General features: G+C 70.1%; 13 protein-coding genes and 3 tRNA genes. All 16 read left to right on the top strand.

The window, feature by feature from the left end:
• The first annotated feature begins 296 nt into the window (after positions 1–296).
• The 16 genes from ACSMXO_RS38800 to rpoB all read left to right on the top strand — a co-directional run bounded on the left by ACSMXO_RS38800 (position 297) and on the right by rpoB (position 14,931).
• Positions 297–2,825 carry a putative bifunctional diguanylate cyclase/phosphodiesterase gene (locus ACSMXO_RS38800; protein ID WP_455415757.1) on the top strand — a complete coding sequence of 843 codons (2,529 nt, stop codon included), beginning with the start codon at positions 297–299 and terminating at the stop codon, positions 2,823–2,825.
• Between the two features lie 117 nt (positions 2,826–2,942).
• Positions 2,943–3,015: transfer RNA gene (locus ACSMXO_RS38795), tRNA-Thr, on the top strand.
• 25 nt (positions 3,016–3,040) lie between these two features.
• Positions 3,041–3,113: transfer RNA gene (locus tag ACSMXO_RS38790), tRNA-Met, on the top strand.
• A 132-nt stretch (positions 3,114–3,245) separates the two neighbouring features.
• Positions 3,246–3,413 (top strand): 50S ribosomal protein L33, encoded by a 168-nt coding sequence (gene rpmG / locus ACSMXO_RS38785; protein ID WP_046567246.1) that lies wholly within the window; start codon positions 3,246–3,248, stop codon positions 3,411–3,413.
• A 231-nt stretch (positions 3,414–3,644) separates the two neighbouring features.
• The gene (locus ACSMXO_RS38780; protein ID WP_346258323.1) at positions 3,645–4,091 is read left to right on the top strand and encodes a MaoC family dehydratase N-terminal domain-containing protein; all 447 of its coding nucleotides are present in this window, start codon (positions 3,645–3,647) and stop codon (positions 4,089–4,091) included.
• 1 nt (position 4,092) lies between these two features.
• Complete coding sequence (locus ACSMXO_RS38775; protein WP_346258322.1) at positions 4,093–4,485, top strand: MaoC family dehydratase; 393 nt, start codon at positions 4,093–4,095, stop codon at positions 4,483–4,485.
• A gap of 139 nt (positions 4,486–4,624) precedes the next feature.
• A tRNA-Trp gene (locus ACSMXO_RS38770) sits at positions 4,625–4,697 on the top strand.
• A gap of 277 nt (positions 4,698–4,974) precedes the next feature.
• Positions 4,975–5,364, top strand: a complete 390-nt coding sequence (secE, locus tag ACSMXO_RS38765; protein WP_346258321.1) for a preprotein translocase subunit SecE — start codon at positions 4,975–4,977, stop codon at positions 5,362–5,364.
• A gap of 38 nt (positions 5,365–5,402) precedes the next feature.
• A complete protein-coding gene (gene nusG, locus ACSMXO_RS38760) occupies positions 5,403–6,122 on the top strand; it encodes a transcription termination/antitermination protein NusG (RefSeq protein WP_346258320.1) in 720 nt (239 codons plus the stop codon).
• A gap of 199 nt (positions 6,123–6,321) precedes the next feature.
• Positions 6,322–6,753: a 50S ribosomal protein L11 gene (rplK, locus tag ACSMXO_RS38755; RefSeq protein ID WP_318395963.1), complete on the top strand. Its 432-nt coding sequence runs from the start codon at positions 6,322–6,324 to the stop codon at positions 6,751–6,753.
• A 91-nt stretch (positions 6,754–6,844) separates the two neighbouring features.
• Positions 6,845–7,558: a 50S ribosomal protein L1 gene (gene rplA / locus ACSMXO_RS38750; RefSeq protein ID WP_346258319.1), complete on the top strand. Its 714-nt coding sequence runs from the start codon at positions 6,845–6,847 to the stop codon at positions 7,556–7,558.
• Positions 7,559–7,726: 168 nt separating this feature from the next.
• Positions 7,727–8,806 (top strand): ATP-binding cassette domain-containing protein, encoded by a 1,080-nt coding sequence (locus tag ACSMXO_RS38745; RefSeq protein WP_455415756.1) that lies wholly within the window; start codon positions 7,727–7,729, stop codon positions 8,804–8,806.
• A complete protein-coding gene (locus ACSMXO_RS38740) occupies positions 8,803–9,492 on the top strand; it encodes a hypothetical protein (RefSeq protein WP_455415755.1) in 690 nt (229 codons plus the stop codon). The genes ACSMXO_RS38745 and ACSMXO_RS38740 overlap by 4 nt, the downstream gene beginning before the upstream one ends.
• Before the next feature lie 360 nt (positions 9,493–9,852).
• On the top strand, positions 9,853–10,392 hold the full coding sequence (rplJ, locus tag ACSMXO_RS38735; protein ID WP_101368155.1) for a 50S ribosomal protein L10: 540 nt from the start codon (positions 9,853–9,855) through the stop codon (positions 10,390–10,392).
• 62 nt (positions 10,393–10,454) lie between these two features.
• On the top strand, positions 10,455–10,838 hold the full coding sequence (rplL, locus tag ACSMXO_RS38730) for a 50S ribosomal protein L7/L12 (protein ID WP_318395959.1): 384 nt from the start codon (positions 10,455–10,457) through the stop codon (positions 10,836–10,838).
• 661 nt (positions 10,839–11,499) lie between these two features.
• A complete protein-coding gene (gene rpoB / locus ACSMXO_RS38725; RefSeq protein WP_346258316.1) occupies positions 11,500–14,931 on the top strand; it encodes a DNA-directed RNA polymerase subunit beta in 3,432 nt (1,143 codons plus the stop codon).
• Positions 14,932–14,956: the final 25 nt, after the last annotated feature.

Genomic DNA, 14,956 nt, shown 5'->3' with positions numbered 1-14,956 from the left:
TACCTCGACGGGAGCAACCGATGCCTGCATGGAGGTTGGGCCGCCTCATAGGCTCCCTACTTCTGCTCGCGGCGCTCGCCGTCAGTGGCTTCGCCGCGGCGACCGCGGTGACCGATCTGGCTGTGCGGGACCGAAGCGGCCACACCTGGATCGCTGACTCGACCGACCCTCCAACCGAGGGTGACGCAACCGAGGGTGACGCGACCGAGCCGGAGGCCGGGCTCCAGGCCCTCGGCTGGGACTGGGTCTAGCGACCACCCGCGTCGAGGGACGGACTCTCTTCCATCGGGAGTGGTATGGCTGGGCGCCCACCGTCACCACGTCGATCCTCTGAGCACGCCTGGCTGATCACCGGCCCGCTGGCCATCTTCGCGGTCGTCCTGGCGGTGGTGCTCGGTGTCCTCGACGGTCCGCCCGACGAGTGGGCGTTGGCGGCCCTGGTGCTCGGCCTTGCGCTGCTGGGTGACACGCCGTTGCTGTTCTACGTCGTCCGGCGACAGACCACGGCCACCACGTTCAGCGAGATTCCCCTGCTCTTCGGGCTCTACCTGCTGCCACCGCTCACCGTCGTACTCGTCTTCACGCTCGGTTCGCTGATCACCCAGATCTACCGCCGGTTCCCGCCGGCGAAGCTGTGGTTCAACGTCGCCAAGTCCGCCGCGGCCGTGTCGCTGGCGAGTCTGGTCGTGCTGGCGCTGCCGGAGATGCACGGCTTCGGGCCGAGCACCTGGGGGGTGCTCGCCGCCGCCGTGGCGACCCACGCGCTGGTGACGCTGGGCGCGGTCGCCGGAGTCTTCGCGATCATGCACGGAGCGCAGGCGGGTTGGGAGGTGTTCCGCACCTCCGGTCCCGGCCTGCTCACGGTGATGCTCAACGTGGCCCTGGGCCTGGTCATCGTGATCTGCCTCCGGGTCACCCCGTGGTCCGCCCTGCTCCTGCTCGCGCTCGCCGCCGCGCTGGTCCTGCTCTACCGCTCGTACGCACAGTTCTTCCGGCAGCACCGGACCCTGGCGGACGTCTACGAACTGACCAAGGCGATGAGCGAGCGCGGCCAGGACGGCACCCTGGCCGACTCGCTGCTGGGTCGGGTACGGGCGCTGATGCAGGCCGAGTACGCCACCCTCTGGCTCCCCGCCCAGGGCCGGCACCCGGAGGTTCTGCTCACCGCCCGGGTCGACGACTCGGGGCTGCTCGACCTCTCCCGGACCCCGCTGGTCGCCCGGGAGCGCGCCACCCAGGAGAGCCGGACCGTCGCCGCCGGCAGCCGGATGGATGGTCATCCGGACGTACGGGAGGCGTTGCGGGAAGCGGGCCTCAAGGACGTGATCGTCACTCCGCTGCGCTCCGGCCAGGCGGTGATCGGCTCGATCGAGGTGGTGAACCGGCTCGCCGACATCGGCCACTTCACCCCCGCCGACGTGCCGATCTTCGAGACCATCGCCGCGCACGTCGCGGTCGCCCTGGAGAACTCCCGCCTGGTCGACCGGCTGCGGCACGACGCGTACCACGACGGACTGACCAACCTGCCCAACCGGCGGCGGGTGACCGGGGCGCTGGAAGAGGCGGTCCGGGTACGCGCGCCGAACGAGGTCGTCGCGCTGCTCCTCTTCGACGTGGCCGGGCTTCGCCAGGTCAACGAGTCCGTCGGGCACGCGGCCGGTGACCGGGTACTCGTCGAGGTGGCGACCCGGCTGCGCGCCTCGGCTCCCTCCGCCGCACTGGTGGGTCGGGTCGGTAGCGACGAGTTCGTGGTGACGCTGCGGATGGAGAGCATCGACGCGGCACTCGACCTCGCCGCCGAGCTGCGCGAGCAGATCCGCGACCGGATGGTCTTCGACGTGCTGGTCCTCGACATCGACACCGTGGTCGGGGTGGCGGTGCATCCGGACCACGGCGACGACCCGGCGACCCTGCTCCAGCGCGCCGACCTCGCGGTGACCAGGGCCAAGTCGGCGCCGGACGGCATCCAGCTGTTCAGCCCCGGGCTGGAATCCCGCTCGTCGCGCCGGCTCGGCCTGGCCGGCGACCTGCGCCGCGCGCTCGACCACGCCGAGGTGGAGGTCTACTACCAGCCGAAGGTCGCCCTGACCGACCGGCGGCTGGTCGGGGTGGAGTGCCTGGCCCGGTGGGTGCACCCGGCCCACGGGACGGTGGCCCCGGAGGACTTCGTGGCGGTGGCGGAGCACACCGGCCAGCTTCCCGAGCTGACCAAGCTGGTGCTCGGCGAGGCGCTGCGGCGCAGCCGCGACTGGACCAGCGGCGGCGACACCCTCGCCGTCTCGGTGAACATCTCTCCGCGTACGCTCGCCGACCAGCAGTTTCCGACCCTGGTGCAGGGGATGCTCGCGGAGTACGGCGTCGCCCCGGAACTGCTCACGCTGGAGATCAAGGAGGCCGGCGTACTGGACGGCACCGAGCGCGCGGTGCCGGGGCTGCGCCGGCTGCGCGACATCGGGGTACGCCTCGCCGTCGACGACTTCGGCACCGGCCACTCGTCGCTCTCCTACCTGCGCCGGCTGCCGGTCAACGAGGTCAAGGTCGACCGCTCGTTCGTGCAGGGGATGGCGACCGATCCGGTGGATCTGGCGATCGTCAACGCGGTGGTGACGCTCTCCCAGCAGTTCGGCCTGGCGGTGGTGGCCGAGGGGGTGGAGAGCGAACTCACCCTGGAACTGCTCCAGGACATCGGGTGCCAGATCGGGCAGGGCTTCCTGTTCAGCCGTCCGCTGCCGTACGAGCGCCTGGAGGCCTGGTTCGCGGCCCAGACGGAGTCCGACACCCAGTCCGGCCCGGCCGACGTACGGCGGCTGCGGGCGGTGCCCTGAGCTGCGCCGGCGACCCGGGGTCGATGCCCCGGTATGGCCACCGGGGATCTGATTTCACCTCGTGCCCGACGACGTGTACTCTTACCTCTGCGCGCCACCGGGAAAGATCGCGTGCGCGCCCCCTTAGCTCAGTCGGCAGAGCGTCTCCATGGTAAGGAGAAGGTCTACGGTTCGATTCCGTAAGGGGGCTCAGAGGGTTCAGCTGGACCCGCCTCGGCGGTGTAGCTCAGATGGCAGAGCAAGCGGCTCATAATCGCTGTGTCGCCGGTTCAAGTCCGGCCACCGCTACTCTCGGGCGCCGGGGCCGACCCGGAGACCGAAACGAGAGGGCGCCGTTGGCGCCCACTTTGCGTGTCCGCGTGGCAGGCGTCTACGCTGGTACGTCGTAGTTCAGTCCGCTAACGAGGAAGGCGCCCCGCCGTGGCCAAGGCGACCGATGTCCGTCCCAAGATCACTTTGGCGTGTGTGGAGTGCAAGGAGCGCAACTACATCACGCGTAAGAACCGCCGTAACGACCCGGACCGCATCGAGCTGAAGAAGTTCTGCCCCCGGGACGGCAAGCACACCCTGCACCGCGAGACCCGCTGATCCGCCGCCGACGGGAGTCGGCCGGTCAGAGACCTCCAGCATCGCCGTTCCAGCCTCTGGCGAGCGCGCCTGCGAGCCCGCTCCCGCCCGAGGCCCCGGGGCGGCGATTCTGCTGTCCGCAGCCGGCCCGGGGTCGGCGTGCGGCGGGACCGCTCCGGGCGTCCCACGGGCGGGTTCCGGCCGCTGGGCGGCGACCCCGGCGGCTCGCCCCGGCCGTGTAGGTTCGGCGGCATGTCCCTGGACCCGTCCTTCGCCGGCCGCAGCTATCCGCCGACCCCGCCCTACCAGGTGGGGCGCGAGAAGATCCGAGAGTTCGCCACCGCGATCGGCGCCGCTGACCCGGCGCACCATGATCCGGATGCCGCCCGGGCGCTCGGGCACGCCGACGTGGTGGCCCCGCCGACGTATCCGTTCACGATCACCATGGCGGCCAACCGGCAGATCGTCGATGACCCGGAACTCGGGGTCGACTACAGCCGGGTGGTCCACGGCGACCAGCGGTTCCGGTACACCCGGCCGGTGGTGGCCGGCGACGAGCTGGTCTGCGTCAACACGATCGAGGAGATCGTCAACCGGGGCGCGCACGCCTTCATGACCACCCGCACCGAGGTGAACACGACCGCCGGGGAGCCGGTGGTCACCGTCTGGACCAAGCTCGTCGTACGCGGAGAGGGCTGAGATGGATCTGTCTCCCCGGACCTTCCGGATCACCCGCGCGGACCTGATCCGGTACGCGGGCGCCTCGGGCGACTTCAATCCCATCCACTGGAGCGACCGGTTCGCCACCAAGGTGGGGCTGCCCGGGGTGATCGCGCACGGCATGTTCACCATGGCGCTGGTCGGACGGGCGGTCACCGACTGGGCCGGCTCGCCGGACGCGGTGGTGGAGTACAGCGTCCGGTTCACCCGGCCGGTGGTGGTCCCGGACGACGACGAGGGCACCGAGATCGAGGTGAGCGCCGCCGTGCGGGGCGAGCCCGAGGACGGACTCACCCGGCTCGACCTGACCGCCACCTGCCAGGGGGAGAAGGTGCTGGCCCAGGCCCGGGCGGTGATCCGTACCCCGGCCTAGTCCGGGCTGGACCAGGTGCGGCGGGCTCGCTGGGGCACACCGGTTGGGAAACTCGTGCCTCTACCCGTACACTGGTCCGCCGTGGGGCAAGTGGCCTCTACTCAGGCGTGCGTGCCTGAGTGGGTCCAGCTGCCCGCACAGGGGTGTAGCTCAATTGGCAGAGCAGCGGTCTCCAAAACCGCAGGCTGCAGGTTCAAGTCCTGTCACCCCTGCGCCTACGGCCTGACCGGTCCCGGGATCGGCGTCGCCACCACCTGTGGCGACCGGCTCGTGTTGGTGGCACCGGCGGGGTCGAGCCGGGGCGGTCAGTCCGCCCGGTCCGTTCCCTGACGGATCCGCCGGCCGCGGGCCGTTCCGGGGACGGTCGTCCGGAGGGTTCGGTCGAGGGCGGTCGGCGCCCGCGGCGGAGACTCCGGGTTCCGGCCGGCGTGAAAAGCGCAGCGTGCGCCCACCGGCGCGCGTACCAACCACCCGGCGACGGAGGGCGAAGTGGCCGAGAAGAATCGGCGCGACGAGGACGACAACGACCGTCTCGACGACGAGATGATCGACGACGTTGTCGACGATGACGCCGACGACGAGGCGGACGAGCCGGTCGGGCGTGGTGGCACCGCCACCCGGGAGCGCACTAAGGCCGAATCGGCGGACAGCACGCCCAAGACCAAGACCGAGGGTCGGGTCGGAATATTCGGCCGGCTTGCCCGGTTCTTCCGCGAGGTCGTGGCGGAGCTGCGTAAGGTCATCTGGCCGACCCGTAAGGAGCTGCTGACCTACACCGCCGTGGTGGTCGTGTTCGTCGCCGTGGTGCTGACGATCGTGGCCGGGCTGGACTTCGCCTTCGCCCGCGGCGTGCTGTGGGTCTTCGGCGGCTCTAGCTGACCACCTGCCCCACCTGATAGTGACGGAAGTGAGCGAGCGTGCCTGAGTACGACGAGACCGCCGAGACCCCGGACGAGCAGTCCGCGGTGGCGACGGCGAGCGGTACCGAGTCGGTCGAGGCCGCCAACGAGCCGGAGTTCGCCGCCGAGCAGGCGCCGGACGAGGACTACGACCCGGTCGCCGAGCTGCGGCAGAAGCTGCGCTACGCGCCCGGTGACTGGTTTGTGGTCCACTCGTACGCCGGTTACGAGAACAAGGTCAAGACGAACCTGGAGACCCGGATCACCAGCCTCGACATGGAAGAGTTCATCTACCAGGTCGAGGTGCCGACCCGGGAAGAGGTCGAGGTCAAGAACGGCAAGCGCCTCCAGGTCCAGAACAAGGTCTTTCCGGGTTACATCCTGGTCCGGATGGAGCTGACCCCGGAGTCGTACTCCTGCGTGCGCAACACCCCGGGGGTGACCGGCTTCGTCGGCGCGACCGACCGGGCCGACCGGCCGGCGCCGCTCTCGCTCGACGAGGTGCTCAAGTGGCTCGCCCCGGCGGTGGAGACCGAGACCAAGAAGGCGAAGCCGGAGGTCAAGGTGCTCGACTTCGAGGTCGGTGACTCGGTCACCGTGACCGACGGCGCCTTCGCGTCGCTGCCGGCCACGATCAGCGAGATCAACGCCGACCAGCAGAAGCTCAAGGTCCTGGTGTCGATCTTCGGTCGGGAGACTCCGGTCGAGCTCAACTTCAACCAGGTCGCCAAGATCTGATTGACGGGACGCCCGGCGGTCCGGGCACACCCGGATCCGGCCCTGGCCAGCCTCATCCAGCCCCGGCCGACCTCGGCGCGGCGCCCGCGAGGGTGCTGCGCTACTCTTGAACGTCGCCCGCCACGCAGGCGCGCTTGACCGTGCGCGCCGACGGGTGACCTCAGGTGCACGTTCCCCAGTTTCAAGCCCAGGAAGAGACATGCCTCCGAAGAAGAAGCTCGTCAAGACGTTCACGCTTCAGCTCCCGGCGGGCCAGGCCACCCCGGCGCCGCCGGTCGGTCCGGCGCTGGGTCAGCACGGCGTCAACATCATGGAGTTCTGCAAGTCCTACAACTCGCAGACCGAGTCGCAGCGCGGTGACATCGTGCCGGCCGAGATCAGCGTGTACGAGGACCGGACCTTCACCTTCGTGCTGAAGACCCCGCCCGCCGCCCGACTGCTGATCAAGGCTGCCGGCGTGCAGAAGGGCTCCGGCGTCCCGCAGAGCCAGAAGGTCGGCTCGGTCACCCGCGCCCAGCTGCGCGAGATCGCCGAGAAGAAGATGGCCGACCTGAACGCCAACGACCTCGACCAGGCCGAGAAGATCATCGCCGGCACCGCCCGGTCGATGGGCATCACGGTCAAGGAATAGGTCCCTCTTTACCACCCCTGACCGGCACGACCAGTTCGTGGGAGGGCCGCGGCACCCCGCAGCCCGCCAGACACCACAGGAGTAATCAGAGATGCAGCGCAGCAAGAGCTACCGCAAGGCCGCCGAGGCCATCGATCGGGACAAGCTCTACACCCCGATCGAGGCCGTCAAGCTGGCCAAGGGGAGCAGCACCGTCAAGTTCGACGCCACGGTCGAGGTCGCTATGCGCCTCGGCGTCGACCCCCGCAAGGCCGACCAGATGGTCCGGGGCACGGTCAACCTTCCGCACGGCACCGGCAAGACCGCCCGCGTGATCGTCTTCGCGGCCGGCGCCAAGGCCGAGGAGGCGACCGCAGCCGGAGCGGACGTGGTCGGCACCGACGAGCTGGTCGCCCGGATCCAGGAGGGCTGGCTGGACTTCGACGCCGCGATCGCCACGCCGGACCAGATGGCCAAGATCGGCCGGATCGCGCGGATCCTGGGCCCGCGCGGTCTCATGCCGAACCCGAAGACCGGCACGGTGACCATGGACGTCACCAAGGCCGTCTCGGACATCAAGGGCGGCAAGATCACCTTCCGGGTGGACAAGCACTCCAACCTGCACCTGATCATCGGCAAGGCCTCGTTCTCCGAGGCCCAGTTGGTCGACAACTACGCCGCGGTGCTCGACGAGGTGCTCCGGTCCAAGCCGTCCGCGGCCAAGGGCAAGTACCTCCGGAAGGTCACCCTCACCACCACCATGGGCCCGGGCGTTCCGGTCGACCCGAACGTGGTGAAGAACCTGCGGGAGTCGGCCGAGGCCTGAGCCTCGACCGGAACCGGTCAGTCCCGTCCGACGCGGGGCGCCCAGCGACGTTTCGCGGGCGTCCCGCGTCGGTGTTTCCGGTGCGCCGGAGGGCTTGGGACCGGTGCCACCACCATCCCGAGCGCTGCGGCCCCGCGTTCCCGGCAGCGCTGTGGCACGCTGCTATCCGTGCGACTGGATCAGGTCTGGCTGCGGTACGGCGCCCGCGACCCGTGGGTGCTGCGCGCGGTCGAGGTGGAGATCGGCCCCGGGCAGAGCGCCGTGGTGCTCGGTCGCAACGGGGTGGGCAAGTCGACGCTGCTCCAGGTGGCGGTGGGCGTACTGGACCCGACCCGGGGTGTGGTCCGGGACCGGCCCCGGACGGTCGGCTGGGTGCCGGAGCGCTTTCCGGCGGACCAGCCGCATACCGTCGGCCAGTACCTCACCGGGATGGGCCGGATCCGGGGGCTCTCGGCCACGGCGGCAGCCCGTACCGTGACCGGCTGGATCGAGCGCCTCGGGCTGGCGGCGTACCGCGACGTCCGGCTGCCGGCGCTCTCCAAGGGCACCGCCCAGAAGGTCGGGCTGGCCCAGGCCCTGCTCCGCCCGCCCGGTCTGCTCGTCCTCGACGAACCGTGGGAGGGGCTGGACGCGGCCACCCGCGAACTGGTCCCCGAGCTGATCGCGGAGGTACTCGACGGCGGCGGCGCCGTACTGGTCAGCGACCACCGTGGCGAGACGGTCCGGTTGCCGCACGCCGCGCAGTGGAGCGTGACCGACGGGACCGTGCGCGTCATGTCTCCGGGCTCCGCCGACCAGCGGCCCGCCGGGGGCGGGACCCCGGCCGAGGGCCGCACCGCAGTGTCTCCGGGTTCTGCCGGGAGCGTCACCGCCGTGCCTCCGGCCGCCGCCGACCAGGGGACCGCCGGAGTCGGGACTTCCGTGGTGGAGATCGCGGTGCCGACCGCCCGGGCACTGGAGACCGTCGCCGCGCTGCGCCGCGCCGGCCACCAGGTGCTCGGGGTACGCCCCGCCGGACACGGTGAACCTCCGGCCGAGCTGGCCGCTCCGGCGCGCACCCCGGCGGCCTCGGGCACCCGGGCCGTTTCCGGTGCCGAGGCCGCTCCGGCCGTTTCCGGTGCCGAGGCCGCTCCGGCCGTTTCCGGCGTTCCGGCTGTTTCGGGCGGTCCCGGTGATCCGGCCGGGGCGGTCGACGGGGGCGGCGAGCAGTCGGCGAAACCCGTCGCGGCCACCGGGGAGGCGTCGTGATCGCGCTGGCTCGGATGCGGTTGGCGGGATTCGTTCGGACCGCTCGGGCGCTGCCGCCGCTGATCGCCGGGCTGGTCGCGCTCACCGTGCTGTATGGGGGCGGTGCCGCACAGGCAGCCGAGGCGTACGGCGTCTCCGCCGTGCTGCTCTTCCCGGTCCTGGCCTGGCAGACCAAGCTGCTGCTGGACACCGAGCCGGACACCCAGCGCCGGCTCGCCGTGGTCGCCGCCGGCCGCCGGGCGGAACTGGCCGGCGGGATCCTCGCCGCCGGGCTGGCCGGGCTGGCCCTGGTCCCGGTCGCGCTGCTGCTGCCCTGGCTGGTGGGCGGGGTGACCGGCCCCCAACGGGACGGCGACCTGCCGCTCGCGCTGGGCATGACGGTCGGGCTCTGGGCACACCTGCTGGTCCTGCCGGCGGCCGTCGCCCTGGGCGCGCTGGCCAGCCGGGCGGCGACCAACAGCCCGCTGTACGGGCTGGCCGCCCTGGTTGGCGGGGTGGTCGGGGTGTACGTCTTCGGGCTGAAGGACTCGGTGCTGCCCTGGATCGCGCCCCCGGTACTCGCCACCGCCCGGGCCAGCACCGCCGGGCCGACCGGCTGGTCGGTGGCCCTGTTGACCGGGCACGCCCTGCTCTGGAGCGCGGCGGCGCTGGCGGGGTACGCCTGGCTCCGCCGCCACCGGACGTGAGCCCGGGACGTGGCGCCTGAGCGGGATGGGCCGGACGTGAGCCGGACCACCTCGGGTGATTTGGTCGTTACGGCGGGCATCCCGTACTCTGATAAGTCGGTCAAGGTAACTTGGCCGACAAGTTTCACCCAGAGACCGCTGGTCACCGTGCCCCGGCACGGTCGAAGGTCCCGCTCGACGGGCGGCCCGCGCAGGGGAGACGGTAGCGTCAGGTCGTGTCCGCATGACCTTCCCGCCCCGTGCGCCCTGCGCCGGGGCTTCTCTCGTTGCGGCGGAACTTCCGACCCGCACCCGGGCTCCGACCGCGCCCAGACGGCCGGTCGGGCCGTGATCAGCCTGGAGCAACGAGAGAGGAGGGACATGGCGGACAAGCCGGTTCGGGCCGACAAGGCCACCGCCGTCGCCGAGCTCACCGAATACTTCCGCAACTCGGGAGCCACCGTGCTCACCGAGTACCGCGGCCTGACGGTTTCCCAGCTCACCCAGCTACGCCGCTCGCTCGGTCGGGACACGACCTACGAGGTGGCGAAGAACACGCTGGCCAAGCGCGCCGCGACGGACGCTGGCATTGCCGGCCTCGACGAGCTGTTCACCGGTCCTACCGCGCTGACCTTCGTCTCCGGCGACGTGGTCGAGGCGGCGAAGGGTCTGCGGGAGTTCGCGAAGGCCAACCCGAAGCTCGTCATCAAGGGTGGCGTCTTCGAGGGCCGGGCGATCACCGCGGACGAGGTCAACAAGCTCGCCGACCTCGAGTCCCGTGAGGTGCTGCTGGCCAAGATGGCCGGCGCGATGAAGGGCAGCCTGAGCAAGGCCGCTGCCCTGTTCCAGGCGCCGCTGGCGCAGACCGCCCGCCTGGCGGCTGCCCTGCAGGACAAGCGTGAGAAGGAGGGGCAGGCCTGAGCGGCCAGCCCTCCGGTACCCCCGATATTCGTGTAAGAGATTAGGAAAGGACGCCAGACACCATGGCGAAGCTCAGCACCGAAGAGCTGCTCGACGCGTTCAAGGAGATGACGCTGATCGAGCTCTCGGAGTTCGTGAAGCAGTTCGAGACCACCTTCGACGTGACCGCCGCCGCGCCGGTGGCCATCGCCGCCGGTGGCCCGGCGGCCCCGGCCGCCGAGGCCGAGCCGGAGCAGGACGAGTTCGACGTCATCCTGGAGGCCGACGGCGGCAAGAAGATCCAGGTCATCAAGGTCGTGCGCGAGCTGACCGGCCTGGGCCTGAAGGAGGCCAAGGACCTCGTCGAGGGCGCGCCGAAGCCGGTCCTGGAGAAGGCCAACAAGGAGGCCGCCGACAAGGCCAAGGCCAAGCTCGAGGCCGAGGGCGCGAAGGTCACCCTCAAGTAGTTCCGCACCACGTCGCCCCGGGCGGCCCGTACCGACCAGCTCTCCGTTCCGCCGAGCGGGGGCCGCGGAGGTACGGGCCACCGGAGGCGGCTCGCGTCGGCTAGTGAGCTGACGCACAGCGATGTCGCCGACGGGCGGCGATCCGGCGCCGGATCGCCGCCCGTCTCCGTTCGTTGACAGGCTGCGACCGTCGATGATCAGGGCTTTGGCGCCTCGGACGGCCGTCGTCGGCCCGTCCGGCCGGTCAGGCTCGGATGGCGACCCGGGCAAAGACGTCGCCCGACCCGGGCATCAGCCCTTGACGCGGCAGGAACCGGCAGGCACGCTGACATCAGCAAGACCTTCCGCGCTTGCGACGGCCGACACCTGGGTAAGGGCCACGGAGCACCACGAGCCGCTGGTCCCTACGAGGCCTAGCGGGATGCGTGCGGGACGTGTGAGCGCGCTCGGCGCGCGCCAGCCGGCGGCTGGCGACACGTTCTGCAACGCCCTGCCGTGGTGGGCTGGACAGCGGTTAGCCGCTCGGCTACACTGCTAGTTTGCGCTGCCTTCCGACTTGACCCCTGCTCGGAATGTCCAGTTTTGGGCGTTTGGAGTGGGGCCATTGGAGTGCACGCGTGACAGCCGCATCTAGCAGCACCGGTCCTCGGAAGGACGCATCTTGGCAGCTTCCCGCCCTGCGAAGACCAGTCGTACGTCGAGCGCTTTCGCGCCCCGCCGAATCTCCTTCGGCAGGATTACCGAACACCTCGAGGTCCCCAACCTCCTCGCCATCCAGAACGAGTCGTTTGACTGGCTGGTCGGCAACGAGGCTTGGCAGGGCCGGTCGGCCGACGACCCGCACGCTCGATCGGGTCTCGCCGAGATCCTCGACGAGATCAGTCCCATTGAGGACTTTTCTGGCACTATGTCGCTCTCTTTCTCCGCGCCGCGCTTCGACGAGGTCAAGGCCTCGATCGAGGAGTGCAAGGAGAAGGACCTGACCTACTGCGCCCCGCTGTTCGTGACCGCGGAGTTCACCAACAACACCACCGGCGAGATCAAGAGCCAGACGGTGTTCATGGGTGACTTCCCGATGATGACGCCGAAGGGCACCTTCATCATCAACGGCACCGAGCGCGTGGTGGTCAGCCAGCTCGTCCGGTCCCCGGGCGTCTACTTCGACAAGCAGCCGGACAAGACCTCCGACCGCGATCTCTCCAGCGTCAAGGTCATCCCGAGTCGGGGTGCCTGGCTGGAGTTCGACATCGACAAGCGCGACACCGTGGGTGTCCGCATCGACCGTAAGCGCCGGCAGGCCGTCACCGTCCTGCTCAAGGCGATCGGCTGGACCAACGAGCAGATCCGCGAGCGGTTCGGCTGGTCCGAGCTGATGATGACCACCCTGGAGAAGGACCACATCGCCGGGGTGGACGAGGCGCTGCTCGACATCTACCGCAAGCTCCGGCCGGGCGAGCCTCCCACCCGGGAGAACGCCCAGACCCTGCTCGACAACCTCTTCTTCAACCCGAAGCGGTACGACGTCGCCAAGGTCGGCCGATACAAGTTCAACAAGAAGCTCGAGGTCGACGTCCCGATCAACAAGGGCACGCTGACCGAGGACGACATCGTCGCCACCGTGGAGTACCTCTGCCGGCTGCACGCCGGTGAGGAGGGCTACGAGGCCGACGACATCGACCACTTCGGCAACCGCCGGCTCCGTACCGTGGGCGAGCTGATCCAGAACCAGGTTCGGGTCGGCCTCTCCCGGATGGAGCGGGTGGTCCGCGAGCGGATGACCACCCAGGACGTCGAGGCGATCACCCCGCAGACCCTGATCAACATCCGTCCGGTGGTGGCGGCGATCAAGGAGTTCTTCGGTACGTCGCAGCTGTCCCAGTTCATGGACCAGACCAACCCGCTCGCGGGGCTGACCCACCGGCGGCGGCTGAGCGCGCTCGGCCCGGGTGGTCTGTCCCGGGAGCGGGCCGGCTTCGAGGTCCGGGACGTGCACCCGTCGCACTACGGCCGGATGTGCCCGATCGAGACGCCGGAAGGCCCGAACATCGGCCTGATCGGCGCCCTGTCGACCTTCGGCCGGGTCAACCCGTTCGGCTTCATCGAGACGCCGTACCGGAAGGTGGTCGAGGGTCGGGTCACCGACCAGATCGACTACCTGACCGCCGACGAGGAGGACCGGTTCGTCAAGGCGCAGGCCAACACCGCGCTGCGGGCGGACGGCACCTTCGCCGAGGACCGGGTCCTGGTCCGCCGGAAGGGCGGTGAGGTCGACTACGTCGCCCCCACCGCGGTCGACTACATGGACGTGTCGCCGCGCCAGATGGTGTCGGTCGCCACCGCCATGATCCCGTTCCTCGAGCACGACGACGCCAACCGGGCACTGATGGGCGCGAACATGCAGCGCCAGGCGGTGCCGCTGGTCAAGGCCGAGGCGCCGCTGGTCGGTACCGGTATGGAATACCGGGCCGCGGTGGACGCCGGTGACGTGGTCGTCGCCGAGGTCGGCGGCGTGGTCGAGGACCTGTGTGCCGACTACGTGACGGTGCACCAGGACGACGGCCACCGGCGTACCTACCTGCTGCACAAGTTCCGCCGTTCCAACGCGGGCTCCTGCGTCAACCAGAAGCCGATCGTCTTCGAGGGCGACCGGGTGGAGGCGGGCCAGGTCATCGCGGACGGTCCGTGCACCGACGACGGCGAGATGGCGCTCGGCCGCAACCTGCTGGTCGCGTTCATGCCGTGGGAGGGCCACAACTACGAGGACGCGATCATCCTGTCGCAGCGCCTCGTCCAGCAGGACGCCCTCACCTCGATCCACATCGAGGAGCACGAGGTCGACGCCCGGGACACCAAGCTCGGTCCGGAGGAGATCACCCGCGACATCCCGAACGTCAGCGAGGAGATGCTCGCCGACCTCGACGAGCGCGGAATCATCCGGATCGGCGCCGAGGTCGTCACCGGCGACATCCTGGTCGGCAAGGTCACGCCCAAGGGCGAGACCGAGCTGACCCCGGAGGAGCGGCTGCTCCGCGCGATCTTCGGCGAGAAGGCGCGCGAGGTCCGGGACACCTCGCTGAAGGTGCCGCACGGCGAGACCGGCACGGTCATCGGCGTACGGACCTTCTCCCGGGAGGACGGCGACGAGCTGCCGCCGGGCGTCAACGAGCTCGTCCGGGTCTACGTGGCGCAGAAGCGGAAGATCCAGGACGGTGACAAGCTCGCCGGCCGGCACGGCAACAAGGGCGTCATCTCCAAGATCCTGCCGGTCGAGGACATGCCGTTCCTGGAGGACGGCACCCCGGTCGACATCGTGCTCAACCCGCTCGGCGTGCCGAGCCGGATGAACATCGGCCAGGTGCTGGAGACCCACCTCGGGTGGGTCGCCAAGACCGGCTGGCAGGTACAGGGTGAGGACGCGGACTGGAAGCGGGCGCTGCGGTCGATCGACGCGCACGAGTCCGAGCCGGACACCAACGTGGCGACGCCGGTCTTCGACGGCGCCAAGGAGGAGGAGATCTCCGGTCTGCTCTCGTCGACCCTGCCCAACCGGGACGGCAAGCAGCTGATCGGCGCGAGCGGCAAGGCGCAGCTCTTCGACGGACGTTCCGGCGAGCCGCTGCCCGACCCGATCGCGGTCGGCTACATCTACATCCTCAAGCTGAACCACCTGGTCGACGACAAGATCCACGCTCGGTCGACCGGTCCGTACTCGATGATCACGCAGCAGCCGCTGGGTGGTAAGGCGCAGTTCGGTGGCCAGCGGTTCGGCGAGATGGAGTGCTGGGCGATGCAGGCGTACGGCGCCGCGTACGCCCTGCAGGAGCTGCTGACGATCAAGTCCGACGACGTCCTCGGCCGGGTCAAGGTGTACGAGGCGATCGTCAAGGGCGAGAACATTCCCGAACCGGGCATCCCGGAGTCCTTCAAGGTGCTGCTCAAGGAGCTGCAGTCGCTGTGCCTCAACGTAGAGGTGCTCTCCAGCGACGGTGTGGCCCTGGAGATGCGCGAGACCGACGACGAGGTCTTCCGGGCCGCGGAGGAACTCGGCATCGACCTGTCCCGGCGTGAGCCGAGCTCGGTCGAAGAGGTGTGAGGTTGTGTGGGGTCGGGGGCGGATG

This window comes from Plantactinospora sp. DSM 117369 (assembly GCF_053764795.1).
This window is presented reverse-complemented; position numbering and strand designations above follow the sequence as displayed.